Here is a 24,006-nt window from a genome sequence, read left to right on the forward strand (position 1 = left end):
AGATCCGGGGCTCGATACTCTACTCTCCTATGCATTGCTCGGCTTCCGCGGCTGTCAGTTCGGCTTCGGGGTTCGACCAATATGTCCGCCTCGGTAAGGGGAAGACGCGCCCGTCTCCGAGACCTGGCCTCGACTCGTCAAATCCTGCATGGTACGGGGGACCTTGGGTGGCTCGGTATTCATGCGACAGCGGCTGAAGACATATCTTTTTATCGGTTTGGTGGCGGTGTGGGCGCAGATCGTCGCTCCCCTCGTGCCATACTTCGCTGTCGCTGCGGCCGGCCCGATTTCCTCCATGGAAATCTGCTCGGGAATGACCGGGACCGATGGTCTGGACCACCAGTCCGATCAGAAGCGCGGCTCGCCAGCCTGTATTCTGCATTGCGCCCTCGCGCATGCCGGTGTTGCGCTGCTCGGCAATCTCGAACCGACGCCATCAGTTCTGGTCCGTTCTATCGCGCGAACTGTCTGGACCGAACCCCCGTCGCTTGACGGCGTCGATCGTCGCCACAGCCCCGCGCAGGCGCGCGCACCACCGCTTCTCTCCTGACTGAACCACATTCGTTTTTGCAGCGGTCTCCGCAGCAAACTCTGTGTCTAAGCAAGCCGGCGGCGATGCCGGTGTCAGGATATTTCTATGTTTCGTGCATCTGCCCTGTGCAGTGCGAGCGCCGGCGCGCTTGTGCTTGCCGTTTCCATTTCGGCTGAGCCAGCGTTTGCGCAATCGGCAAGCCAAAGCTTGCCGGCCGTTACTGTCGATGCGCCCGGCGCCGCGCCGAAGCGCGCGGTGCAAAAGCCGAAGGTCCGCTCATCGGCTGCCAGGTCACGCGCGCGGCCCGCCGCGGTCAGCGCCTCCGCAAATCCGTCGCAGGCCAGGCCGGCCACCGCCAGCGATGCGCGCGGAAGCCTGTCCAGTGTGCCGGCAGGACAGACCCAGACCACCATCGATCGCAGCCAGTTCGACAACCGGCCGGCGTTTTCGGTCGGCGACGTCCTGCGCGACAGCCCGGGCGTCTCGGTCAAGCAGGGCAACGGGCCACGCGATCTCGGCATTTCGATCCGCGGCTCCAACGCCCGCAACGGATTCGCGATCCGCAACCTGGTGATCTTCGACGACGGCTTTCCGGTCACGCAGCCCGACGGTCTGTCGCGCAGCGATCTGATTGATCCGCGCGCTTACGGAGCCATCGACGTCATCCGCGGGCCGTCGTCGGCGCTGTACGGCAACTATGCCACCGGCGGCGCGCTCAATTTCCGCACCCGACCGGGCGGCGAAATCAACGGCATCGAATACGGCGTCGATGGCGGTAGCTTCGGCTATCTCAACAACTACCTGGCGGCGGGCAAGAAGGTCGGAAACTTCGAGGGCTCGCTGTTTGCCAGCGACGCCCGCGGCGACGGCTTCATCGGCAACAGCTGGTTCAACACGCAGACCGTGAATTTTCTGGGGACCCTGAAGATCACGCCTGACGATCGGCTGACGCTGAAGGTGATCAACAACGATCTCGATACCCGCCTGCCGATCCGCTCCTCGCTTAATCAATACTATCAGAATCCATTCCAGCAGGGCTGCGCGACCGCCGCGGGCGCCGGCGCCGGCTGCGGAACGGTCACGCTGAACAACAACGGATTCAACAACGCGGCGGGAACCAGCGCGCGGACCGCGGAGCAGGCCGGGCTCGGACGTACCGACCGGCGCACCATTGTCGGCGGCCGGTGGGAGCACGATTTCGACAACCAGGCCACATGGCGCAACCAGTTCGTCTTCGATGACCGCAACATCAGCCAGCCGACCGGCACCACCAACGCCATCGGCGACTATCCGTCCTACAATTACTCCAGCGACATCACCCGTCGCGGCGAGATCCTCGGGATGGCGGCAACGACCTATTTCGGCGGCTTCTACAACACGCTGAGCTGGTCCGGCGATACCCGCATGCTGATGCCGGGCGGAAATGCTGCGCTCGGGCGGCTGTCCTCCAACGTGGTAGGCGAGCACACCAACTACGGCCTGCGTGCGCGCGAGGAGCTTGCCCTGACGTCGTCGCTGACGGCAATTGCCGGCATCGGCTGGGAAGTCACGAATCTGACCGGGAGGAACTCCGCCTACAGCTATACCGGAGCGTCCGGCGTCACCTCGACCTCTGTCATCAGCACCGACAGGCAGTTCGAGAACACCGCGCCGGAGCTGGCGCTGCTCTACAGGCTGAACAGCGAGTGGCTGTTCCGCGGTCGGGTGGCGACCGGATACGGCACGCCGCAGGTCGGCAATCTGTTCGTCCTCGCCAATGGCCAGTTGGGCAACAACACCCAGCTCGATACGCAGAAGAACCTCGGCTATGACCTCGGCTTCGACTGGACGCCGAACAATGCCGTGAAGTTCAGCGTGACCGGTTTCTACGAGTTCTTCCGCAACGAACTGGTTTCGCAGGCGACGCCGGTCGGGGCGCCCAATTCGAGCTATACGTTCAATGCGCCGCGCTCCGAACATCGCGGGGTCGAGCTCGCGGCCGACTGGCAGATCACGCCCGGCTGGCGGGCAACTGCGGCCTACACCTATCTCGACCAGATCTACACCGACTACACGGAAAACCTGACCAATGGACAGGTGTTCAGCTTCAACCGGGCAGGCAACAAGATCCCGGGCGTCTCCCCGAACGAACTGACCGCACGCCTGGGTTATGACGAACTGGCGGGACCGTTGCAGGGCCTCGGCGCGTTTGTCGAACTGCAGTGGAAGGACTCGTTCTATCTGGACAACGCCAACCTGCTGAAGGCGCCCGGCTACGAGCTGGTCAACCTTAATGTCCACTACAAGACCGATCTGGCGTCGAACTATCTCAAATCGCTCAGCCTGTATCTCGAGGTGAGGAACGTGTTCGACCGGACCTATATTGCTTCGGCGAACAACATCGGCAACTCGGTCACATCAGGCGGCGTCCAGAACCCTGCGACCGTCCTGGCGAACTCCACCGGATCTATTTACGCGGGCTCGCCGAGGACCTTCGTCGCCGGCATGAAGGTGGCGTTCCAATGAGCGGGGCGCGCCGGCAATTCGACAGAATGCCGGCGCGCTCTGTTCATGCATTGGGTAGCCGCGAATGATGAGGCAGCACAGTCGAGGGCAGATGCTTCGAACGGGGATCGTTGTGGCGTTGTCCGTCACGCTCTGGCGGGCGACTGCATCCGGGCAAATGTCCCATCAGCATGCGTCGGAAACCGCGTGCGAAGAGCAGATTCTGCGTTGCGCATCGAAGGTGACGCCGGCCTTCGGTCCGGACGGGACGCTTTGGCTGGCATGGATGGCGGGCGGGCAGGTTTCCGTCGCCAGCTCGAAAGATGTTGGGCAAAGCTTCTCGCCGCCGGTAGCGGTGTCGAAAGAGACCCTCAATCTCGACTGGGGACCTGACGCAAGGCCGAAAATTGCCGTGGATCGCGACGGCCGGATCGCGGTGGCGTTTTCGACGTTCCGGGACAAGGCGTTCAACGGTCAGGTATTCAACGCGCGTTCGGTGGATGGCGGCCAGAGCTTCACGGCGCTGCTGCCGATCACTGCGAATAACGAGAGCCAGCGCTTCGAGGCGCTGGCGATCGATGCCGACGGAACGGTGTTCGCCGCATGGCTCGACAAGCGCAATCGCGTTCCGGTGCAGCAGGCCGGCAAGAAGTATGACGGCGCCGCCCTCTATGTGGCGTCGTCGCGGGACGGCGGCGCCACCTATTCCGAGGCGCAGATGGTCAAGGACAATACCTGTGAATGCTGCCGGATCGGGCTGGCGTTCGTCGGGCCGGGGCGTCCGGTGGTGATCTTCAGGAACATCTTCGAAGGCGGCGTTCGCGACCACGCGATCGTCACCTTCTCCGATCTGGCGACGCCGGGTGATATCTTTCGGGTCAGCCAGGATGACTGGCAGATCGCCGCCTGTCCGCATCACGGGCCGAGCCTGACGATTTCGGCTGCAGGCACTTACCATGTGAATTGGTACACCAACGGCAAGAATCGCAAGGGCCTGTTCTATGCCCATTCGCACGATGGCGGGCGGACCTTCTCGGCGCCGCTTGCGCTCGGCCAGCCCGGACGCAGCCCATCGCGGCCATATGTCATCGCGGGCCCGCACGGCATCGAGCTCGTGTGGAAAGAGTTCGATGGCGAAAAGACCACGGTCAATCTCATGACGTCGCGGGACGATGGCAATAGCTGGTCGGCGCCGAGGGCTGTCGCGACGACACAGGATACATCCGACCATCCGTTGCTGGTGACGGACGGGCGCAGGACCTTCCTGTCATGGATGACCAAAGCCGACGGCTATCGCTTTCAATCGATCGAGGAAGAGCCATGAAGTCGAAGTGTCTGGCAGGCGCGATCCTGATGGTCCTGGTGCTGACGGCGCAGGCCGCCGGCATCCCGGAGCAGCTGAAGCCCTTCGAGCGCGGAAGCTGGCAGAAAATTCTGCACGCCCATGCGGGGCGGCCCACGCTGGTGCATTTCTGGGGCGTCACCTGCGGTCCGTGCAAGGTTGAATTGCCGTTGCTCGGCGCGTTCATGAAGGATCACCCGGCGATCGATGTCGTGACCATCAGTGCCGACCTGGTGCCGAATCTGCCCGATGCCACCCGCGCGATGCTGCAGAACGCCGGCCTGTCATCTGCAGAGAACTGGATTTTCGGCGATGGATTTGTCGAGCGGCTGAGGTTCGAGATCGATCCGGACTGGCAGGGCGACATCCCCCGCACCGTGTTGATCGCCCGCGACGGTCAGATCACCACCATGGAAGGCACTGCGGAAATGGCCGACGTCGAAAGCTGGTCAGATCGACAGTCCGCTGCGGTCCGCTGAACGCACATCCTCGCCCCGCGCTTCCGGGGGAGGGCAGGGTGAGGGGACTTCCAATCTGCGCGTACCATTCGCATGGCGATGGCCGTGCAGTCGCCGCTCACACGACTGGTGCAGCGGCGGCCGCCTCTCCCCGCAAGCGGGGAGAGGCGGAGGTCAAAGCGTCCAGCCGCCGTCGATGATGTGGGCGACGCCGGTGGTGAACGAGCTTTCGTCGCTGGCGAGATAGACCGCCAGCGAGGCGATCTCGTCGGCGGTGCCGAGCCTGCCCATCGGCTGCCGCGACACGAACAGTTCGCGTCCCTGCGGGCCGGCCGCCGCGGCGCGGTCGAGCATCGAGGGCGTCTCGATGGTGCCGGGGCAGATCGAGTTGCAGCGGATGCCCTTGGTGATGAAGTCGGCCGCCACCGCGCGGGTCAGCGCCGCGACAGCCGCTTTGGTGGCGCCGTAGACGTAGCGGTTCGGTGCGGCTTTGAACACGCCGGCGGCGGAGGCGATGTTGACGATGCTGCCGCCGCCGTTGGCCAGCATGCCCGGCAGGAAGGCGCGGATCGTGCGGTGCATCGACTTGACGTTGATGTCGAACGAGAAATCCCAGGCCGCGTCGTCGCAGTCGAGCACGGTGCCGTGATGCACGAAGCCGGCGGCGTTGAGCAGGATATCCACCGGCCCGACCTTCTTGGCCATGGCGTCGACCGCCGCGCTGTCGCGCACGTCGAGTTTAGCCACCTCCGCCACGCCGTCCTTGGTCAGGGTGGCGATGCCTTTCTCGTCGATGTCAGTGGCGAATACCGTGGCGCCCTCGCGTGCAAAGGCCAGCGCGCAGGCGCGGCCGATGCCGGCGGCCCCCGCAGTCACAAAGGCGCGTTTACCCTTCAGCCGATCAGACATGTGGTTCTCCCCATTTGTTATTATTCAAGTCTTCGAAGTTGAAGCGACGGCCCAGCGCTCCCTCGCCCCGTTTGCGGGGAGAGGGCTGGGGTGAGGGGGAGCCAGTGAGTCTCACGGGCTCCCCCTCACCCGAAGCCTCGCTATCGCTCGGCTCCGACCTCTCCCCGCCTAGCGAAGCTTCGCTTCGCGCGGCGGGAGAGGTGCTCGACTGCGCTGACGGATGTGCGCGGTAGGTGACGGTTAGTGGTTATGCCTTGCCGTGCCGATCGTGCCGGCAATGTCGTGATAGCGCGTTGCCAGTTCCAGGCAGGCGCCGGTGGCCTGCTGGCCGACGGTGGAGCGGTACAGTTCCTGCCACGGCGTCTGGTTGGCCGGATACTTGAACCCGCCCGCAGCCATCAGCTCGGCGCGTCGCCGTTTCAGCTCCTCGTCGGAGATCATGATGTTGGCTTCGCCCTTGTTGAGGTCGATGCGCACCATGTCGCCGGTCTTGAGGATCGCCAGGCCGCCATTGGCCGCGGCCTCCGGGGTGGCGTTGAGGATCGAGGGCGAGCCCGAGGTGCCGGACTGCCGGCCGTCGCCGATACAGGCCAGCGAGTGGATGCCGCGTTTGATCAGCGCCGCCGGCGGCTGCATGTTGACCACCTCGGCACCGCCGGGATAGCCGATCGGCCCGGTGCCGCGCACGAACAGGATGCAGTGCTCGTCGATGTTCAGGTCGGCGTCGTCGATGCGGTGGTGATAGTCCTCCGGCCCCTCGAACACGATGGCGCGGCCCTCGAAGGCGTTGGGGTCTTTCGGGTTGTTGAGGTAGCGCTCGAAGAACTCCTTGGAGATCACCGAGGTCTTCATGATCGCCGAGTCGAACAGGTTGCCGCGCAGCACCAGGAAGCCGGCATCCTTCACCATTGGCTTGTCGTAGGACCAGATCACGTCGTTGTCCGGCTTCGGTGCGGCCGCGCAATTCTCGCCCATGGTCTTGCCGTTGACGGTCATGGCGCCTTCGTGGATCTTCTTGTGCGTCATCAACTCGCGCACCACCGAGGGCACGCCGCCGGCGCGGTGATATTCTTCGCCGAGATAGAATCCCGCCGGCTGCATGTTGACCAGCAGCGGGACCTTGTGACCGACGCTCTGCCAGTCGTCGATATCCAGTTCGACGCCGATGTGGCGGGCCAGCGCGTTGATGTGGATCGGCGCATTGGTCGAGCCGCCGATCGCGGAATTGACGACGATGCAGTTCTCGAACGCCTCGCGGGTCAGGATGTCCGAGGGCTTGAGGTCCTCCCACACCATTTCCACGATGCGGCTGCCCGTCTCGTAGGCAATCTGGCCGCGTTCGCGGTAGGGCGCCGGGATGGCGGCGCAGCCGGGCAGGGACATGCCCAGGGCTTCGGCCAGCGAGTTCATCGTCGACGCCGTGCCCATGGTGTTGCAATGGCCGACCGAGGGCGCTGACGACGCCACGATGGACATGAATTCCTCATAGTCGATCTCGCCCGCGGCGAGCCGCTCGCGGGATTTCCAGACCACTGTTCCGGAGCCGGTGCGTTCGCCCTCGTGCCAGCCGTTGAGCATCGGCCCGCCGGACAGCACAATCGCCGGCAGGTTCACCGTCGCCGCCGCCATCAGGCAGGCCGGCGTGGTCTTGTCGCAGCCGGTGGTCAGCACGACGCCGTCGAGCGGATAGCCGAACAGCACCTCGACAAGGCCGAGATAGGCCAGGTTGCGGTCAAGTGCCGCGGTCGGGCGCTTGCCGGTCTCCTGGATCGGATGCACCGGAAATTCCATCGCCAGCCCGCCGGCGGCGGTGATTCCTCGCGGACGCGCTTGGCCAGTTCGAGGTGATGGCGGTTGCACGGCGACAGGTCGCTGCCGGTCTGGGCAATGCCGATGATCGGCTTGCCGGACTGCAGTTCGTGGCGGGTCAGGCCGTAATTCAGGTAGCGCTCAAGATAGAGAGCGGTCATCGCTGGATTGTGGGGGTCGTTGAACCACTCGCTGGAGCGGAGCTTGCGTCGGGTGATCCCGGTCATCGGCTTGTTCATTTTTTCTCCCGCACCGCACACATTTAATACGCTGTGCGTCATATTTGATTTGGCGCCGGATGTTCGCATGTCATCGCAGCGTTCGCAACGCTTGCAGCGACCGCTTGTCACTACGACTTTGATCCAACGACATTTCCAGAATATTCTGTTATGAGGGTGAAATCAAAACGCGCCGCGGCTGTGCCGGAGGACGCGGGTATTCGGGAGAAACTTGATGGCGTCAGTGCAAATTCACGACGTGCGTAAATCATTTGGTGGTTTTGAGGTGTTGCACGGCGTCTCCGTCCCGATCGAGGACGGCGCCTTCGTGGTGCTGGTCGGGCCGTCCGGCTGCGGCAAGTCGACCCTGCTGCGCATGTTGGCCGGACTGGAAAAAATAACCTCCGGCACCATTTCGATCGGCGATCGCGTGGTCAACGATGTCCAGCCGAAGGAGCGGGACATCGCCATGGTCTTCCAGAACTACGCACTGTACCCGCACATGACGGTGGCCCAGAATATGGGCTTTTCGCTCAAACTGCGCGGCGCCGCTCAGAGTGAGATCGACGAGAAGGTCAACCGCGCCGCCGACATTCTCGACCTGCGCCGCCTGCTCGATCGCTACCCCCGGCAGCTCTCCGGCGGCCAGCGCCAGCGCGTAGCCATGGGACGCGCCATCGTCCGCGATCCCCAAGTCTTTCTGTTCGACGAGCCGTTGTCCAACCTGGACGCCAAGCTGCGCGTCGCCATGCGCGCCGAGATCAAGGAGCTGCATCAGCGGCTCAAGACCACCACGGTCTACGTCACCCACGACCAGATCGAAGCCATGACCATGGCCGACAAGATCGTGGTGATGCAGGACGGCATCGTCGAGCAGATGGGCGCGCCGCTCGAGCTCTACGATCATCCGGACAACAAGTTCGTGGCCGGCTTCATCGGGTCGCCGGCCATGAATTTTCTCGAGGGCACGTTGAAGGTCAACGGCGGCCAGCCCTGGGTGGAGACCGCCAGCGGCGCCCGCCTGCCGGTGGCGGAAGCGCCGGCCTCTGCCAATGGTAAGGCGGTCACCTACGGCATCCGTCCGGAGCATCTCGAATTCGCCGATGACGGCATCGAGGCCGAGATCGTGGTGGTCGAGCCGACCGGTTCGGAAACCCAGATCGTGGCGCGCATCGGCACCCAGGACATCATCGCGATCTTCCGCGACCGCCGCCATGTCGAACCCGGCGACAAGATCCATCTGCGGCCGCGCGCGGCTTCGGCGCATCTGTTCGACAAGGACACGGGAAAGAGGATCTAGACGGCACTTACCTCTCCCCGCCGCGCGAAGCAAAGCTTCGCTAGGCGGGGAGAGGTCGGATTGCGAGCGAAGCGAGTAATCCGGGTGAGGGGGAGTTCGTGTTTTGCGCAACGCCCCTCACCCCAGCCCTCTCCCCGCAAGAGCGGGGAGAGGGGGCGCATGGTCGGTGCGTCGAGGTTGAAGAGAACGTTCAAAACATTGGTCGATCAACGAACCAATACAACAGGGAGAAGATGAAAGATGACTGGATTCACACCGGACCGCCGTTCCCTGATCAAGGGTGGCGCGCTGACGCTGGCCACCGCCGCCACCATGTCGGCCGACCAGTTGCTCGGCTATGCCAAGGCCTGGGCGCAGGCCTCGCCGTTCAAGCCGGAGGCCGGCGCCAAGATCAACCTGCTGCGCTGGAAGCGCTTCGTCGAGGCCGAAGACGTCGCCTTCATGAAGATCGTCGACGCCTTCCAGAAGGCCACCGGCGTCACCATCAACGTCTCCAACGAATCCTATGACGACATCCAGCCCAAGGCCTCGGTGGCCGCCAATACCGGGCAGGGCCTCGACATGGTCTGGGGCCTTTACTCGCTGCCGTTCCTGTTTCCGAGCAAGTGCCTGGATGTCACCGACGTTGCCGATTACCTCGGCAAGAAGAACGGCGGCTGGGCGGAGTCCGGCAAGAAGTACGGCATGCTGAACGGCAAGTGGATCGGCGTTCCCGTCGCCGCCACCGGCGGCCTGGTGAACTACCGCGTTGCCGCCGCCGAGAAGGCCGGCCACAAGACCTTCCCCAAGGACCTCGCTGGCTTCCTCGATCTGGTCAAGGGCATGAACAAGGTCGGCGCGCCCGCCGGCATGGCGCTCGGCCACGCGTCGGGCGACGCCAACGGCTGGGTGCACTGGGCGTTGTGGGCCCATGGCGGCAAGCTGATCGACAAGGGCAACAAGGTCACCATCAACTCGCCGGAGACCGCCAAGTCGCTGGAGTACGTCAAGGCGCTGTACGAGAACTTCATTCCCGGTACCGCGTCGTGGAACGACTCGTCCAACAACAAGGCCTTCCTCGCCGGCCAGCTGCATCTCACCACCAACGGCATCTCGATCTATGTCACGGCGAAGAAGGAAGCTCCGGACATCGCCGCCGACATGAACCATGCCCATCTGCCGGCGGGTCTCGACGGCAAGACCCGCGAGCTGCATCTCGGCTTCCCGATCCTGATCTTCACCTTCACCAAGTTCCCGCAGGCCTGCAAGGCGTTCACCGCGTTCCTGATGGAGCCCGAGCAGTTCAACCCGTGGGTCGAGGCGGCGCAGGGTTATCTGTCGCCGTTCCTCAACGACTTCCAGAAAAACCCGATCTGGACGGCGGATCCGAAGAACACCCCGTATCGCGACGTCGCCACCACCGCGTCCACCCCGGCAGGCGACGCCGAGATGAGCGAGAACGCGGCGGCGGCGATTGCCGATTTCGTGGTGGTCGACATGTACGCCAACTACTGCACCGGCCGCGAGGACGTGAAGACGGCAATGGCCTCGGCGGAACGCGCAGCCAAGCGCATCTTCCGCGGCTGACGTCGACCGTGTCCCGGATCTGCGATACGGCATGCTTATGCCGCTTCGCAGATCCGGGACCGTACCAAACGCCGGAGCCTCACGAGGCCCGGTTCTGCGGAGCAGCACGGCGCGAGGCCTGTGCTGCTCCGCGCCTGGGACACGAGCAGGAGCTGTTACTGTATGACGACCATCCCCACACCGCTCCCCACGCCGACCAGGCATTACGGGAAATCCTCCGCATGGGACCGGCTGCGCACCAACCGCAACTGGCTGGCGGTGTGGTTCATGCTGCCGGCTGCGGCGTTCCTGATCCTGTTCCTGGCCTATCCGCTGTTTCTCGGCGTCTGGATGAGCTTTACCGATGACCGCATCGGCCGCGCCGGCGTGTTCGTCGGCCTCGAAAACTACGAGTGGCTGAAGGACGATTCGATCTTCTGGCTGTCGGTGTTCAACACGCTGCTCTATACGATCGTCGCCTCCGCCATCAAATTCGCGGTCGGCCTGTATCTGGCGCTGCTCCTGAACCGCCACATGCCGTTCAAGGCGCTGATCCGCGCCGCGGTGCTGATCCCGTTCATCGTGCCCACCGTGCTGTCGGCCATTGCCTTCTGGTGGATCTACGATTCGCAGTTCTCGATCATCTCCTGGTCGTTGATCAAGATGGGGCTGATCGACCACAACATCAATTTCCTCGGCGATGGCAACATGGCGCGCGCCAGCGTGATCTTCGCCAATATCTGGCGCGGCGTGCCGTTCGTGGCCATTACCCTGCTGGCCGGGCTGCAGACGGTGTCGCCGTCGCTGTACGAGGCGGCGGTGCTGGATGGCGCGACGCCGTGGCAGCGCTTCCGCTTCATCACCTATCCCTTGCTGACGCCGATCATCGCCGTGGTCATGACCTTCTCGGTGCTGTTTACTTTCACCGACTTCCAGCTGATCTGGGCGCTGACCCGCGGCGGTCCGGTCAATGCGACGCATCTGATGGCAACGCTGAGCTATCAGCGCGGCATTCTCTCCGGCCGGCTCGGCGAAGGGGCCGCCATCGCCACCGCCATGATCCCGTTCCTGATGGCCGCCATCGCGATCTCCTGGTTCGGCATGCAACGCCGCAAGTGGCAGCAAGGCACTGACAATGACTGACGTACCCGCCAACACCCGCGTCGCTCCGGCGGCCACCGTCGAGCAGGACGACAACAGCGAGGGCATGACCTATCTGGAGTCGTTGCCCAGCCGCATCGTCACGCTCTACATCCCGCTGTTCATCATCGTGGTGATCCTGCTGTTCCCGTTCTACTGGATGGCGCTGACGTCCATCAAGCCGGACGAACAGCTCATCGACATGGAGAAGTTCAATCCGTTCTGGGTCATCAAGCCGACCCTGAAGCACATCAACAAGCTGCTGTTCGAGACCAACTATCCGCGCTGGCTGTGGAACACCATGTATGTGGCGGCGGCAGCTACCACGCTGTCGATCATCGCCTCGGTGCTGGCGGCCTATGCCATCGTCCGGCTGCGGTTTCGCGGCGCCGAAGTGGTCGGCGCGACGATCTTCATGGCCTATCTGGTGCCGCCGTCGATCCTGTTCATCCCGCTGGCCTCGGTGATCCAGGCCTATGGGCTGTTCGACTCGCCGCTGTCGCTGATCCTGATCTATCCGACGCTGCTGATCCCGTTCTCCACCTGGCTGCTGATGGGTTACTTCAAGACCATCCCGTTCGAACTCGAGGAATGCGCGCTGATCGACGGCGCGTCGCGCTGGCAGATCCTGGTCAAGATCATCGTGCCGCTGGCGGTGCCCGGACTGATCTCGGCCTTCATCTTCTCGTTCACTTTGTGCTGGAACGAGTTCATCTACGCGCTCACCTTCCTGCAATCGACCCAGAACAAGACCGTGCCGGTGGCCATCGTCAACGAGTTCGTCGACGGCGACATCTACAAATGGGGCTCGCTGATGGCCGGCGCGCTGGTCGGATCATTGCCGCTGGTGATCCTGTATGCGTTCTTCGTCGAGCATTATGTGTCGGCGATGACGGGCGCGGTGAAGGAGTAGGCGGCTTACGAAAACACCGCCCTCATCCTGAGGAGCGGTCGTCTTCGACCGCGTCTCGAAGGATGGCCAAACACTCCCCCATGGTTCGAGACGGCGCTGACGAAGCGCCTCCTCACCATGAGGGTCATGGTGCTTCAGTCGACTAGCAACAAGAAACGGAGTTTCCCTTGCATATCCTCATTCTCGGCGCCGCCGGCATGGTCGGCCGCAAGCTCACCGAAAAACTGCTGGCCGATGGCCGGCTCGGGAGCCGCGAGATCACGCGCATGACCTTGCAGGACGTGGTGGCGCCGATGAAGCCGGCCAACGCCACGATTCCCATCAGCTTGGTCACCTCGGATTTCGCCGATCCCGCCACCGCTGCGCCGCTGCTGACACATCGCCCCGAGGTGATCTTCCACCTCGCCGCCATCGTCTCCGGCGAGGCCGAGGCCGATTTCGACAAGGGCTACCGCATCAATCTCGACGGCACCCGCTTCCTGATCGACGCCATCCGCGCCGTCGGCGGCGGCTACAGACCGCGCCTGGTGTTCACCTCGTCGATCGCGGTGTTCGGCGCGCCGTTCCCGGACAAGATCGGCGACGAATTCTTCCATACGCCGCTGACCTCCTACGGCACGCAGAAGTCGATCTGCGAAATGCTGATCGCGGATTACAGCCGCAGGGGCTTTCTCGACGGCATCGGCATCCGCCTGCCGACCATCTGCGTTCGGCCGGGCAAGCCCAACAAGGCAGCGTCCGGCTTCTTCTCCAACATCATCCGCGAGCCGCTGGCCGGCCATGAGGCCGTGCTGCCGGTCTCGGAAGACGTCCGCCACTGGCACGCCTCGCCACGCTCGGCGGTGGGCTTCCTGGTTCACGCCGGCACCATGGACCTCGCCGCCATGGGCGCGCGGCGCAATCTCAGCATGCCCGGAATGTCGGTCACCGTGGGCGAACAGATCGCGGCGCTGGAGCGGGTCGCCGGCAAGAGCGTGGTGGCGCGGATCAGGCGCGAGACCGATCCGGTGATCACCGGCATCGTGTCCGGCTGGCCGCGCGACTTCACCACCGACCGCGCCCTCAAGCTCGGCTTCACCACGGCGGAAAAGACCTTTGACGACATCATCCGGATTCACATCGAGGATGAGCTGGGCGGAAAGTTCGTGGCGTAACGCAGCTCTCTCCCCGTCATGGCCGGGCTTGTCCCGGCCATCCACGATGTTCCGCACGAACGTGGATGCCCGGCACAAGGCCGGGCATGACGGAGTTCCGATCGCAAATGCAGAGCTGAAGCGCATCCTGCAATGACGGTTTGATCTGCCGGCTCCCGTGTCTATATTGACCCCAACAACTTCACCCGGGAGAAACCGCATGACCGCCAGCATCGTTGGATGGGCGCATACGCCGTTCGGCAAGTTCGACGCAGAGACCGTCGAGAGCCTGATCGTCAAGGTCGCCAATGAGGCGATGGCCGATGCGGGGATTTCCGCGGCCGACGTCGACGAAATCGTGCTCGGCCATTTCAACGCTGGTTTCTCGCCGCAGGACTTTACGGCCGCTTTGGTGCTGCAGGCCGATCCGGCGCTGCGCTTCAAGCCCGCCACCCGCGTCGAAAATGCCTGCGCCACCGGCTCGGCCGCGGTGCACCAGGGCGTGAAATCCATCGCCGCGGGCACGGCAAAAATCGTGCTGGTGGTCGGCGTCGAGCAGATGACGCGCACGCCCGGCCCGGAGATCGGCAAGAACCTGCTGCGCGCGTCCTACCTGCCGGAAGACGGCGAGACCCCCGCGGGTTTCGCCGGCGTATTCGGCGGCATCGCGCAAAAATACTTCCAGAAATACGGCGACCAGTCCGACGCGCTGGCGATGATCGCCGCCAAGAACCACGCCAATGGCGTGCACAATCCCTATGCGCAGATGCGCAAGGATTTCGGTTTTGAGTTCTGCCGCTCCGAGAGCGAGAAGAACCCGTTCGTCGCAGGTCCGCTGAAGCGCACCGACTGTTCGCTGGTGTCGGACGGCGCCGCGGCCCTGGTGCTCACGGACTCCGAGACCGCGAAGACCATGGGCAAGGCGGTGACCATCAAGGCCACCGCGCATGCCCAGGACTTCCTGCCGATGTCCAAGCGCGACATTCTCGCCTTCGAGGGCTGCACTGTGGCCTGGCAGCGCGCGCTGGAGGCGGCCGGCATCACCCTCGATGATCTCTCCTTCGTGGAAACCCACGACTGCTTCACCGTGGCCGAACTGATCGAATACGAAGCCATGGGCCTGACCGAACGCGGGCAGGGCGCCCGTGCCATCAAGGAAGGCTGGACCCAGAAGGACGGTAAACTGCCGATCAATCCGTCCGGCGGCCTCAAGGCCAAGGGCCATCCGATCGGCGCCACCGGCGTCTCCATGCATGTGCTGAGCGCGATGCAACTGCTCGGCCAGGCGCCGGAAGGCATGCAGATCAAGAACGCCAAGCTGGCCGGGATCTTCAACATGGGTGGCGCGGCGGTGGCCAACTACGTCTCCGTGCTGGAGCCCGCGAAATAGCCCGGCGCAGGCGAGGATAGCCCATGAACGTGGCCGACTGGCTGGCAGCGTCCGCGCGTCTGCATCCCCATGCGCCGGCGCTGCTGAGCGGCACGGCGGTCGAGGCGGACTACGCGACCTTTGCCCGGCGTGCCCGTGCGCTCGGCGCGGCGCTGATGCGCGATTATGGCGTGCAGCCGGGCGACCGCGTCGCGCTGTTCATGTCCAACTGCACCCAATATCTCGAATGCATGTATGCGGTGTGGTGGATCGGCGCCGCGGTGATCCCCATCAACGCCAAGCTGCACGGCCGCGAAGCCGCGTGGATCTGCGACAATGCTGGCGCCAGGCTCGCCTTCGTCGATGACGACAGCAGCAAGGCGCTGGCGCAGGTCATGGAAGACCTGCCGGCCGGCATGCAGATGCTGGCGGTGGAGTCGGCCGAGTATCGCAGCTTTCGCAACGACGACGGTGGCCTGCCGGCGCCGCTGCCGCGCGACGATCACGATCTGGCCTGGCTGTTCTACACCTCCGGCACCACCGGCCGGCCGAAGGGCGTGATGCTCAGCCACGGCAATCTGGTGGCGGCGTCGCTGTGCTATCTCGCCGATGTCGATACGGTCACCGGCCAGGACGCCGCACTCTACGCCGCGCCGATTTCCCACGGCGCCGGTCTGTACAACTTCATCCATGTCCGCATGGCCGCGCGCCATGTGGTGCCGGTCTCCGGCGGCTTCGATGCCGACGAGGTGCTGACGCTGGCAAAGCAGCTCGACCATGTCGCGATGTTTGCCGCGCCCACCATGGTGCGCCGCCTGGTCGATGCCGCCAAGAAGCGCGGCGAGCAGGGCGAGGGCATTCGCACCATCGTCTATGGCGGCGGTCCGATGTATCTCGCCGATATCCGCGACGCGCTCGCCACCATGGGCCAGCGTTTTGTGCAGATCTACGGGCAGGGCGAGTCGCCGATGACCATCACCTCGCTGCCGCGCGCCTGGCATGCGGACGTCGATCATCCCCGCTATCTACAGCGCCTCGCTTCGGTCGGGGTGGCGCAGAGCGTGATGTCGGTGCGCATCACCGATGCCGATGGCAAGCCGCTGCCGGCGGGCGAGACCGGCGAGATCGAGGCCAGGGGGCCGGCGGTGATGCTCGGCTACTGGAACAACGACAAGGCCAATGCCGAGACGCTGAAGGACGGCTGGCTGCGCACCGGCGACGTCGGCCGGCTCGACGAAGACGGCTTCCTCACATTGTCCGACCGCTCCAAGGACGTGATCATCTCCGGCGGGACCAACATCTATCCGCGCGAGGTCGAGGAGGCGCTGCTGACCCATCCCGATGTGCAGGAGGTGTCGAGCATCGGCGTGCCAGATCCCGAATGGGGTGAGATCGTCGTCGCCTGCGTGGTGCTCAAGCCCGGCGCCACGGCGGACGACGCGGCGCTGGACGCCCATTGCCTGCGCAGCATCGCCCGCTTCAAGCGGCCGAAGCGCTACGTGTTCATGGACGCATTGCCGAAGAACAATTACGGCAAGGTGCTGAAGACCGAATTGCGGCAGGTCATGGCGCAATCCGGCCCGCCGTCGTCATCCTGAGGTGCGCGCTCTTGCGCGCCTCGAAGGATGGGCTGCAAGCTGGTGGCCGCATCCTTCGAGGCTCGCCGTTGCGGCGGAGCAAGAGCTGCGCCTGAGGCGAGCGCCTCAGGATGACGATGTCCCTCCGTGCGGCAAAATATCGATAGGTCCGGCGCCGCGAACCGGCTAACCCTTGCGTAACTTCAAAGTCCCCCAGGAGACGACCTCATGGCCAACGACAATTCGCTTTCGCTTTCCGAACTCAACGACCGCATCGCCATCCTGCAGGATAATATCCGCCAACTGGTCGAGCAGGCCGCCGGCGCCTCGGGCGGCTCGACCGAAGAACGCACCGCCGATCGCCTCGAAGCGCAGAATGCCGAGCTGGACAAGCTGACCGCCGCGCGCGACGCGCTGTTGGGCAAGTAGGCGGCGAAGGTCCGTGCTCTCTTGTCCCGGACGCGGTGCAGCGCCCTTTGCGCTGCTCCGCAGATCCGGGACCCTGCCTTTCGCGGCATGAGCTGGACCCCGGATCAGCAGCGCACCACGTCGCAAGGGCGACGCGTTGCGCAGCATCCGGGGAACGCCGCACCGCCCCGTCCATTGCCCGACACCTTCATCCCACGCATGCGGCCCCGCGCCAGCCGGCCTTGATCTTGCCGATGCCATGCCGCTACTAGGCAGCAGCGAGACGGCGCCCGAGAGCGCCGCGCGATGCTGATCGGGAGCGGACGAAACCATGGGACCATTGCAAGGGGTCAGAGTCATCGACATGACGTCGGTGCTGATGGGCCCATACGCCACCCAGATGCTCGGTGATTACGGCGCCGACGTCGTCAAGGTCGAATCCCCCGATGGCGACGTCACCCGGCAGATCGGGCCGATGCGCCATCCCGGCATGGGACCGTTCTTTCTCAACACCAATCGCAGCAAGCGCAGCCTGTGCCTCGACCTCAAGAAACCCGCCGGCCGCGATGCGTTGCTGCGGCTGGTCAGGGACGCCGACGTTCTGATCTACAACATCCGCCCGCAGGCCATGGCGCGGCTCGATCTGAGCTACGAGGTCTGCGCGGCGATCAATCCCCGGCTGGTCTATGCCGGCGTGTTCGGCTTCGGGCAGGACGGCCCCTATGCGGCCAAGGCCGCCTATGACGACCTGATCCAGGGCGCCACGGCGCTGCCGCATCTGGTGGCGCGCGTCAGCGACGGCCCGCCGCGCTACGTGCCCAACGCGCTGGTCGACCGCATTGTCGGCCTCACGGCCGTCGGCGCCATTCTCGCCAGCGTGGTGCATCGCGACCGCACCGGGCAGGGCCAGCGGCTGGACATTCCCATGTTCGAAACCATGGCCAGCTTCGTGATGGGCGACCATCTCGGCGGCCTCACCTATGAGCCGCCGCTCGACAAGGGCGGCTACGCCCGCCATCTGTCGCCGGACCGTCGCCCGTACCAGACCAGCGACGGCTACATCTGCGCCATGGTCTACAACGACAAGCAGTGGCTGAGCTTCCTGCGTGCGGTCGGCCGCGACGACCTGCTGGCCGATCCGATGTATGCGAGCTTCCCGCAGCGCACGGCGCATATCGACGTGGTGCTGGCCGAACTGTCGAACATCTTCCTGACCAGAACGACCGCGGAATGGATCAGGCTGCTGGACGATGCCGACGTCCCGTCACTGCCGATGCACGACCTCGAGAGCATGCTGACCGATCCGCATCTGCTGGCGACGGATTTCTTCCCCGTGGTCGAGCATCCCACCGAAGGCGCGATCCGCAACATGAAGGTCTCCGCCACCTGGTCGCAGACCCCCGTGGAAACGCCGCGGCTTGCCGCCATGCTGGGCGAGCACAGCGCCGAGATCCTCGCCGAGGCCGGCTATTCCGCCGCCGAAATCGCGCAGCTCGCTGCCGACGGCGTCATTCGCACGCCGATCCTCGATACCGCACAGGTCTGATCCCATGGATTTCGCCACCGACGCCAACGAGGAGTCGATCCGCGACGCGATCGAAAAGATCTGCGCCCGCTTCGACGATGCCTACTGGCTGGGCAAGGACAAGGACGGCGGCTTCCCGCACGAATTCCACAAGGCGATGGCCGAGGCCGGCTGGCTCGGCATCTGCATTCCCGAAGCCTATGGCGGCTCCGGGCTGGGGATCAGCGAGGCCGCGATCATGATGCGGACCATTTCGGAATCCGGGGCAGGGATGTCCGGCGCCTCGGCGATCCATATGAATGTGTTCGGGCTCAATCCCGTGGTGGTGTTCGGCACGCCCGAACAATGCGCGCGCATGCTGCCCGGCATCGTGTCGGGGGCGGAAAAAGCCTGCTTCGCGGTCACCGAACCCAACACCGGCCTCAACACCACGCGGCTGAAAACCCGCGCGGTGCGCGACGGCGACAAATACGTGGTCAACGGCCAGAAGGTGTGGATCTCCACCGCCCAGGTGGCGGAAAAGATCCTGCTGCTGGCGCGCACCACGCCGCTCGAAGATGTGAAGAAGCCGACCCACGGCCTTAGCCTGTTCTACACCGATTTCGATCGCAGCAGGATCGCCGTGCACGAGATCGAGAAGATGGGCCGCAAGGCCGTCGACTCCAACGAGCTGTTCATCGCGGATTTCGAGATCCCCGTTGCCGACCGCATCGGCGAGGAGGGGCGCGGCTTCGACTACATCCTGCATGGCATGAATCCGGAGCGTATCCTGATCGCTGCCGAAGCCGTCGGTCTCGGCAAGCTGGCCCTGAAGCGCGCCGCCGACTACGCCAAGTCGCGCGTCGTGTTCAACCGCCCGATCGGCCAGAACCAGGCGATCCAGCATCCCCTGGCGAAGAACTGGATGGAGCTGGAAGCCGCCTGGCTGATGACCCTGTCGGCCGGCTGGCAATACGATCAGAACCTGCCGTGCGGCCCCGCCGCCAATGCCGCGAAATATCTCGCCGGCGAGGCCGGCTATCACGCCTGCGAGCAGGCGGTGATGACCCATGGCGGCTTCGGCTACGCCAAGGAATATCACGTCGAGCGCTATCTCAGGGAATCCCTGATCCCGCGTATCGCGCCGATCAGCCGCGAGCTGATCCTGTCCTTCATCGCCGAGCGCGTGCTCGGGCTGCCGAAGTCGTATTGATGATGGTGTCGCCATTGAGCAGCGCAGCGCGGTCCATCGTTGCGGTGGCAACTCTCCGCCCGTCGTCCCCGCGAAGGCGGGGACCCATACCCTCCGCTCCTCCAAACGGAGCGCCGTGGCTCCCGCAGCGCGCCACTCGGAATACGGTGGTTATGGGTCCCCGCCTTCGCGGGGACGACGACCGAGCTTGGCGCAACACATGAGCTACATCACCGGCGTCGGCCTCACCCCGTTCGGCAAGCATGAGGGCTCGTCCACCCTCGACCTGATGAGCACGGCCGCCGAAGCCGCGCTCGCCGATGCCGGCCTCAAGCGATCCGACATCGACGGTTTCCTGTGCGGCTATTCCACCACCATGCCGCATATCATGCTGGCCACCGTGTTCGCCGAGCATTTCGGCATCACCCCGTCCTATGCCCACGCCATCCAGGTCGGCGGCGCCACCGGCATGGCGATGGCCATGCTGGCGCATACGCTGGTGGATGCCGGTGTCGCAAAGCATGTGCTGGTGGTCGGCGGCGAAAACCGCCTGACCGGCCAGAGCCGCGACGCCTCGATCCAGGCGCTGGCGCAGGTCGGCCATCCCGTCTTTGAGGTGCCGCTTGGCCCGACCATCCCCGCTTACTACGGTCTCGTCGCCAATCGCTACATGCACGACTACGGCGTCACCGAGGAAGACCTCGCCGAATTCGCCGTGCTGATGCGGGCGCACGCGCTGACCCATCCCGGCGCGCAGTTTCATGACGCCATCACCGTGGCCGACGTCATGGAATCGAAGCCGATCGCCAGTCCGCTGAAGCTGCTGGATTGCTGCCCGGTGTCCGACGGCGGCGCCGCTTTCGTGGTCAGCCGCGAGCGCACCGGCGCCATCGGCGTCCGCGTTCTGGGTGCCGCGCAGGCGCATACCCATCAGCATGTCACCGCGGCGCCCGCGCTATCCGAGCTTGGCGCGGAAATCTCCATCGCCCGGCTCAAGGCTGCGACCGGCATCGCCATCGCCGATGTGCGCTACGCTGCCGTCTACGACAGCTTCACCATCACCCTTGCCATGCTGCTGGAAGACCTCGGCCTCGCCCGCCGCGGCGAAGCGGCGGCGCTGGTGCGCGCCGGGCATTTCGGACAACACGGCGCCATGCCGCTGAACACCCATGGCGGCTTGCTGAGCTATGGCCATTGCGGCGTCGGCGGCGCCATGGCGCATCTGGTCGAGACCCATCTGCAGATGACCGGCCGCGCCGCCAACCGCCAGGTGCGCGATGCCTCGCTGGCGCTGCTGCATGGCGACGGCGGCGTGCTGTCGTCCCATGTCAGCATGGTCCTGGAGCGGGTGCAATGAAGTCGCTCAAGCCAGTTGCCGACTGGACCACCGGCGTGGAAGCTATCAGCTATCAAACGTGCGCGTCGTGCCAAGCCGTGCAATATTTCCGCCGTGCCTTCTGCGCCGCTTGCGGCGCGCCCGACCCGGTCGACAAAATCGCCAGCGGGCAGGGCACCGTCTACGCGACATCGCTGGTGCTGCGCGCGGCGACGCCCGAGGCGCGCGCCCACGTGCCCTACAACATCGTTCTCATCGACACCGCCGAAGGTTTTCGCATGATGGCCCACGGGGCCAACGATCTCGTCATCGGCGACAAGGTGGCTGCCGGCTTCCGGCAATTCACCGGTCGCCTCGTACCCTATTTCGAAAGGACTCTTCCATGAGCCGTCTTCGCGCCGCCCTCGATCCCCGCTCGGTCGCCATCATCGGTGCCTCCGAAAATCCCAACAAGGTTGGCGGCCGGCCGGTTCATTACCTCAAGAAATTCGGCTTCAAGGGCAAGATCTATCCGATCAATCCGACCCGCACCGAGATCCAGGGCGAGCGCTGCTATCCGAGCCTGCGCGATCTGCCGGAGGCGCCGGAGATGGTGATCGTCGCGGTGGCCGGCGACAATGCCATTGCCGCGGTGGAAGATTGCGCCGCCTTCGGCGTCAAGATCGCCGTGGTGATGGCCTCGGGTTTCGGCGAGGTCGATGCCATCGCCGGCAAGGCCAAGGAGCGCCGCATGGTCGAGGTCGCTCACAAGGCCGGCATGCGCATTGTCGGGCCGAATTCGCAGGGCCTCGCCAATTTCGGCACCGGCGCCATCGCCTCGTTCTCCACCATGTTCATGGAGTTCGACCGCGTCGAGGGCCATGTCGCCATGCTCAGCCAGAGCGGCGCGCTGTCCACCGTGCCGGTCGGCTTCCTCAATCCGCGCGGCATCGGCGTGCGCCACAGCCATGCCACCGGCAACGATGCCGACATCACCGTGGGCGAACTGGCCATTGCGGTGGCCGAAGATCCCGAGGTCAAGCTGATGCTGCTCTATCTCGAGAGCATCCCGGACAAGAAGTATCTCGAAGAACTCGCGGCCATCGCGCTCGACCGCGACCTGCCGATTATCGCGCTGAAGTCGGGCCGCTCCGAGGCCGGCCGCCAGGCCGCGCAGTCGCACACCGGCGCGCTGGCCAACGAGGACCGCGTGGTCGATGCCTTCTTCGAGCATCATGGCATCTGGCGCGCGCCGGACATGCGCGGCCTGGTGGAGGCCACCGAGCTCTATCTCAAGGGCTGGAAGCCGCGGGGCAGGCGGCTGGTCGCCATCAGCAATTCCGGCGCGGTCTGCGTGATGACGGCGGACGCCGCCACCACCGTGGGCATGCCCATGGCCAAACTGTCTGACGATACGGACAGGAAACTGAAGGGCATCCTGCCGAGCTTTGCCACCACGACCAATCCCATCGATCTCACCGCGGCGCTGCTCTCCAACAGCCGGCTGTTCGGCGACATCCTGCCGGTAATTGCCGAGGACCCTGCCGCCGATGCCTTCGTGATCGGCGTGCCCGTCGCCGGTCCCGGCTATGACGTGGCGGCCTTTGCGCGGGACTCCGCAGCCTTCGCAGCGCAGACCGGCAAGCCGCTGGTGGTGGCGGCGACGCAGCCCAGCGTGGCCGTGGAATTCCAGGCCCAGGGCGTCTCGGTATTTCCTACCGAGGTGGAGGCGGTCACCGCGCTGCATCAGTTCCTCGCCCATCGCGAGTTGATGGCGCGCACGCTGGAGCGCCGCGCCAGCCGCGGAAAATCCGACGCGCTGATCGCGTCGGCCGGCGAGATGACCATGCTGAACGAGGCCGACAGTCTCGACCTGCTGGGCAAACGCGGCATTCCCGTGGTGCCGTACCGGCTGTGCCGCTCGCGCGCCGAAGCCGTTGCGGCCTTCGAGGCCATCGGCGGTCCTGTTGTCGTCAAGGGCTGCTCGGCCGATATCGCGCACAAGTCCGAACTCGGCCTGGTCAAGGTCGGCGTCAAGGCGCGCGAGGAGGCCGGCGAGATCTACGCCGTGATGGAGGACATCATCCGCAAGCACGGCGCGCGCTTCGACGGCGTCATCGTCGCCGCCATGGCCAGCGGCCGCCGCGAGATCATGATCGGCGCGCATCGCGATCCGGTGTTCGGCCCGGTGGTCGCGGTCGGCGACGGCGGCAAGTATGTCGAGGTGTTCAAGGACACGACGCTGCTGCTGCCGCCCTTCTCGACCGACGACGTCCGGGAAGCGCTCGGCAGGCTGCGCATCGCGCCGCTGTTCGCCGGCGTGCGCGGCGAACCGCCGATGGACGTCGCGGCGCTCTGCGACGCCGTGGTGAAGATCGGCGAACTGATGCGCGACGCGTCGGCCAAGGTGATGAGCATCGACCTCAACCCTGTCATGCTCGACAGCGCGGGCAAGGGCTGCGTGGTGGTCGATGCCGTGGTGTTTCAGGGGAGGTAGCCTTCGGTCCGGTTCCTCACCGTTTCCCGGGCGCGCTGCAGCACAGGCGATGCGCAGCATCGCCGAAAGTGCTGCTGCGCAGACCCGGGATCCAGCTTCTTGATGTCAACGAGCTGGGCCGGATCTGCGGTGCACCATGCCGCGCAAGCGCGGCGTGGTGCACCGCGTCCGGGGAACGGACCCAACTCGGATGGCGATATTTTTTCCTAGACTCTCTTGACGATCATTGGTTTAGGTTTATAATCCATGACATCCCGTCCCACCGAGAGGGGCGTATCGCGATCGTCAGGTTCGCGGGGCGGGGTGCGGTGGACGCGGCAGCGTCAGGCGCGGAATTCGGTTCAGGGCTCGCCAGAATGGC

At 64.9% G+C, this 24,006-nt stretch carries 18 protein-coding genes and 1 pseudogene; 17 read left to right on the plus strand and 2 right to left on the minus strand.

Annotated features, from left to right (window positions below):
• Positions 1-181 precede the first annotated feature (181 nt).
• The 4 genes from ACUXVA_RS18805 to ACUXVA_RS18820 all read left to right on the plus strand — a co-directional run bounded on the left by ACUXVA_RS18805 (position 182) and on the right by ACUXVA_RS18820 (position 4,837).
• On the plus strand, positions 182-550 hold the full coding sequence (locus tag ACUXVA_RS18805; RefSeq protein ID WP_265078948.1) for a DUF2946 family protein: 369 nt from the start codon (positions 182-184) through the stop codon (positions 548-550).
• Positions 551-637: 87 nt separating this feature from the next.
• The gene (locus tag ACUXVA_RS18810) at positions 638-3,037 is read left to right on the plus strand and encodes a TonB-dependent receptor family protein (protein ID WP_445487476.1); all 2,400 of its coding nucleotides are present in this window, start codon (positions 638-640) and stop codon (positions 3,035-3,037) included.
• Between the two features lie 91 nt (positions 3,038-3,128).
• Complete coding sequence (locus tag ACUXVA_RS18815) at positions 3,129-4,340, plus strand: sialidase family protein (protein ID WP_265078946.1); 1,212 nt, start codon at positions 3,129-3,131, stop codon at positions 4,338-4,340.
• Positions 4,337-4,837: a TlpA family protein disulfide reductase gene (locus tag ACUXVA_RS18820; RefSeq protein WP_265078945.1), complete on the plus strand. Its 501-nt coding sequence runs from the start codon at positions 4,337-4,339 to the stop codon at positions 4,835-4,837. The genes ACUXVA_RS18815 and ACUXVA_RS18820 overlap by 4 nt, the downstream gene beginning before the upstream one ends.
• A gap of 153 nt (positions 4,838-4,990) precedes the next feature.
• Here ACUXVA_RS18820 and ACUXVA_RS18825 read toward each other — a convergent pair whose 3' ends face one another.
• Both ACUXVA_RS18825 and ACUXVA_RS18830 read right to left on the minus strand, forming a co-directional pair.
• Positions 4,991-5,725 (minus strand): SDR family oxidoreductase, encoded by a 735-nt coding sequence (locus ACUXVA_RS18825; protein WP_265078944.1) that lies wholly within the window; start codon positions 5,723-5,725, stop codon positions 4,991-4,993.
• Between the two features lie 240 nt (positions 5,726-5,965).
• Positions 5,966-7,773, minus strand: a pseudogene (locus ACUXVA_RS18830) (IlvD/Edd family dehydratase).
• Positions 7,774-7,987: 214 nt separating this feature from the next.
• Between ACUXVA_RS18830 and ACUXVA_RS18835 the strand changes: the two are divergent.
• The 13 genes from ACUXVA_RS18835 (at position 7,988) to ACUXVA_RS18895 (ending at position 23,645) form a co-directional block, all read left to right on the plus strand.
• The gene (locus tag ACUXVA_RS18835; RefSeq protein WP_445487479.1) at positions 7,988-9,052 is read left to right on the plus strand and encodes an ABC transporter ATP-binding protein; all 1,065 of its coding nucleotides are present in this window, start codon (positions 7,988-7,990) and stop codon (positions 9,050-9,052) included.
• Positions 9,053-9,292: 240 nt separating this feature from the next.
• Positions 9,293-10,618 carry an ABC transporter substrate-binding protein gene (locus ACUXVA_RS18840; RefSeq protein WP_265078942.1) on the plus strand — a complete coding sequence of 442 codons (1,326 nt, stop codon included), beginning with the start codon at positions 9,293-9,295 and terminating at the stop codon, positions 10,616-10,618.
• Between the two features lie 162 nt (positions 10,619-10,780).
• Positions 10,781-11,740, plus strand: coding sequence for a carbohydrate ABC transporter permease (locus ACUXVA_RS18845; protein WP_265078941.1), 960 nt, complete (start codon positions 10,781-10,783; stop codon positions 11,738-11,740).
• Positions 11,733-12,650 (plus strand): carbohydrate ABC transporter permease, encoded by a 918-nt coding sequence (locus tag ACUXVA_RS18850; RefSeq protein ID WP_265078940.1) that lies wholly within the window; start codon positions 11,733-11,735, stop codon positions 12,648-12,650. The genes ACUXVA_RS18845 and ACUXVA_RS18850 overlap by 8 nt, the downstream gene beginning before the upstream one ends.
• Before the next feature lie 167 nt (positions 12,651-12,817).
• A complete protein-coding gene (gene denD / locus ACUXVA_RS18855; RefSeq protein WP_265078939.1) occupies positions 12,818-13,804 on the plus strand; it encodes a D-erythronate dehydrogenase in 987 nt (328 codons plus the stop codon).
• Positions 13,805-14,003: 199 nt separating this feature from the next.
• Positions 14,004-15,173 (plus strand): acetyl-CoA acetyltransferase, encoded by a 1,170-nt coding sequence (locus ACUXVA_RS18860; RefSeq protein ID WP_265078938.1) that lies wholly within the window; start codon positions 14,004-14,006, stop codon positions 15,171-15,173.
• A 23-nt stretch (positions 15,174-15,196) separates the two neighbouring features.
• Positions 15,197-16,750, plus strand: coding sequence for a class I adenylate-forming enzyme family protein (locus tag ACUXVA_RS18865; protein ID WP_265078937.1), 1,554 nt, complete (start codon positions 15,197-15,199; stop codon positions 16,748-16,750).
• 207 nt (positions 16,751-16,957) lie between these two features.
• Positions 16,958-17,158 carry a hypothetical protein gene (locus tag ACUXVA_RS18870; RefSeq protein ID WP_265078936.1) on the plus strand — a complete coding sequence of 67 codons (201 nt, stop codon included), beginning with the start codon at positions 16,958-16,960 and terminating at the stop codon, positions 17,156-17,158.
• A 310-nt stretch (positions 17,159-17,468) separates the two neighbouring features.
• Complete coding sequence (locus ACUXVA_RS18875) at positions 17,469-18,683, plus strand: CaiB/BaiF CoA transferase family protein (RefSeq protein WP_265078935.1); 1,215 nt, start codon at positions 17,469-17,471, stop codon at positions 18,681-18,683.
• Between the two features lie 4 nt (positions 18,684-18,687).
• Positions 18,688-19,854, plus strand: a complete 1,167-nt coding sequence (locus tag ACUXVA_RS18880; protein ID WP_445487484.1) for an acyl-CoA dehydrogenase family protein — start codon at positions 18,688-18,690, stop codon at positions 19,852-19,854.
• A gap of 199 nt (positions 19,855-20,053) precedes the next feature.
• The gene (locus ACUXVA_RS18885; protein ID WP_265078933.1) at positions 20,054-21,190 is read left to right on the plus strand and encodes a thiolase family protein; all 1,137 of its coding nucleotides are present in this window, start codon (positions 20,054-20,056) and stop codon (positions 21,188-21,190) included.
• Complete coding sequence (locus ACUXVA_RS18890; RefSeq protein ID WP_265078932.1) at positions 21,187-21,555, plus strand: Zn-ribbon domain-containing OB-fold protein; 369 nt, start codon at positions 21,187-21,189, stop codon at positions 21,553-21,555. The genes ACUXVA_RS18885 and ACUXVA_RS18890 overlap by 4 nt, the downstream gene beginning before the upstream one ends.
• Positions 21,552-23,645 carry an acetate--CoA ligase family protein gene (locus tag ACUXVA_RS18895; protein ID WP_265078931.1) on the plus strand — a complete coding sequence of 698 codons (2,094 nt, stop codon included), beginning with the start codon at positions 21,552-21,554 and terminating at the stop codon, positions 23,643-23,645. The genes ACUXVA_RS18890 and ACUXVA_RS18895 overlap by 4 nt, the downstream gene beginning before the upstream one ends.
• The last annotated feature ends 361 nt before the right edge of the window (positions 23,646-24,006 follow it).

This window comes from Rhodopseudomonas sp. RCAM05734 (assembly GCF_052658035.1).

Coding starts and splice junctions, on each gene's coding strand:
- ACUXVA_RS18805 (WP_265078948.1), top strand. CDS start 182: ATGCGACAGCGGCTGAAGACATATCTTTTTATCGGTTTGGTGGCGGTG.
- ACUXVA_RS18810 (WP_445487476.1), top strand. CDS start 638: ATGTTTCGTGCATCTGCCCTGTGCAGTGCGAGCGCCGGCGCGCTTGTG.
- ACUXVA_RS18815 (WP_265078946.1), top strand. CDS start 3,129: ATGCTTCGAACGGGGATCGTTGTGGCGTTGTCCGTCACGCTCTGGCGG.
- ACUXVA_RS18820 (WP_265078945.1), top strand. CDS start 4,337: ATGAAGTCGAAGTGTCTGGCAGGCGCGATCCTGATGGTCCTGGTGCTG.
- ACUXVA_RS18825 (WP_265078944.1), bottom strand. CDS start 5,725: ATGTCTGATCGGCTGAAGGGTAAACGCGCCTTTGTGACTGCGGGGGCC.
- ACUXVA_RS18835 (WP_445487479.1), top strand. CDS start 7,988: ATGGCGTCAGTGCAAATTCACGACGTGCGTAAATCATTTGGTGGTTTT.
- ACUXVA_RS18840 (WP_265078942.1), top strand. CDS start 9,293: ATGACTGGATTCACACCGGACCGCCGTTCCCTGATCAAGGGTGGCGCG.
- ACUXVA_RS18845 (WP_265078941.1), top strand. CDS start 10,781: ATGACGACCATCCCCACACCGCTCCCCACGCCGACCAGGCATTACGGG.
- ACUXVA_RS18850 (WP_265078940.1), top strand. CDS start 11,733: ATGACTGACGTACCCGCCAACACCCGCGTCGCTCCGGCGGCCACCGTC.
- ACUXVA_RS18860 (WP_265078938.1), top strand. CDS start 14,004: ATGACCGCCAGCATCGTTGGATGGGCGCATACGCCGTTCGGCAAGTTC.
- ACUXVA_RS18865 (WP_265078937.1), top strand. CDS start 15,197: ATGAACGTGGCCGACTGGCTGGCAGCGTCCGCGCGTCTGCATCCCCAT.
- ACUXVA_RS18870 (WP_265078936.1), top strand. CDS start 16,958: ATGGCCAACGACAATTCGCTTTCGCTTTCCGAACTCAACGACCGCATC.
- ACUXVA_RS18875 (WP_265078935.1), top strand. CDS start 17,469: ATGGGACCATTGCAAGGGGTCAGAGTCATCGACATGACGTCGGTGCTG.
- ACUXVA_RS18880 (WP_445487484.1), top strand. CDS start 18,688: ATGGATTTCGCCACCGACGCCAACGAGGAGTCGATCCGCGACGCGATC.
- ACUXVA_RS18885 (WP_265078933.1), top strand. CDS start 20,054: ATGAGCTACATCACCGGCGTCGGCCTCACCCCGTTCGGCAAGCATGAG.
- ACUXVA_RS18890 (WP_265078932.1), top strand. CDS start 21,187: ATGAAGTCGCTCAAGCCAGTTGCCGACTGGACCACCGGCGTGGAAGCT.
- ACUXVA_RS18895 (WP_265078931.1), top strand. CDS start 21,552: ATGAGCCGTCTTCGCGCCGCCCTCGATCCCCGCTCGGTCGCCATCATC.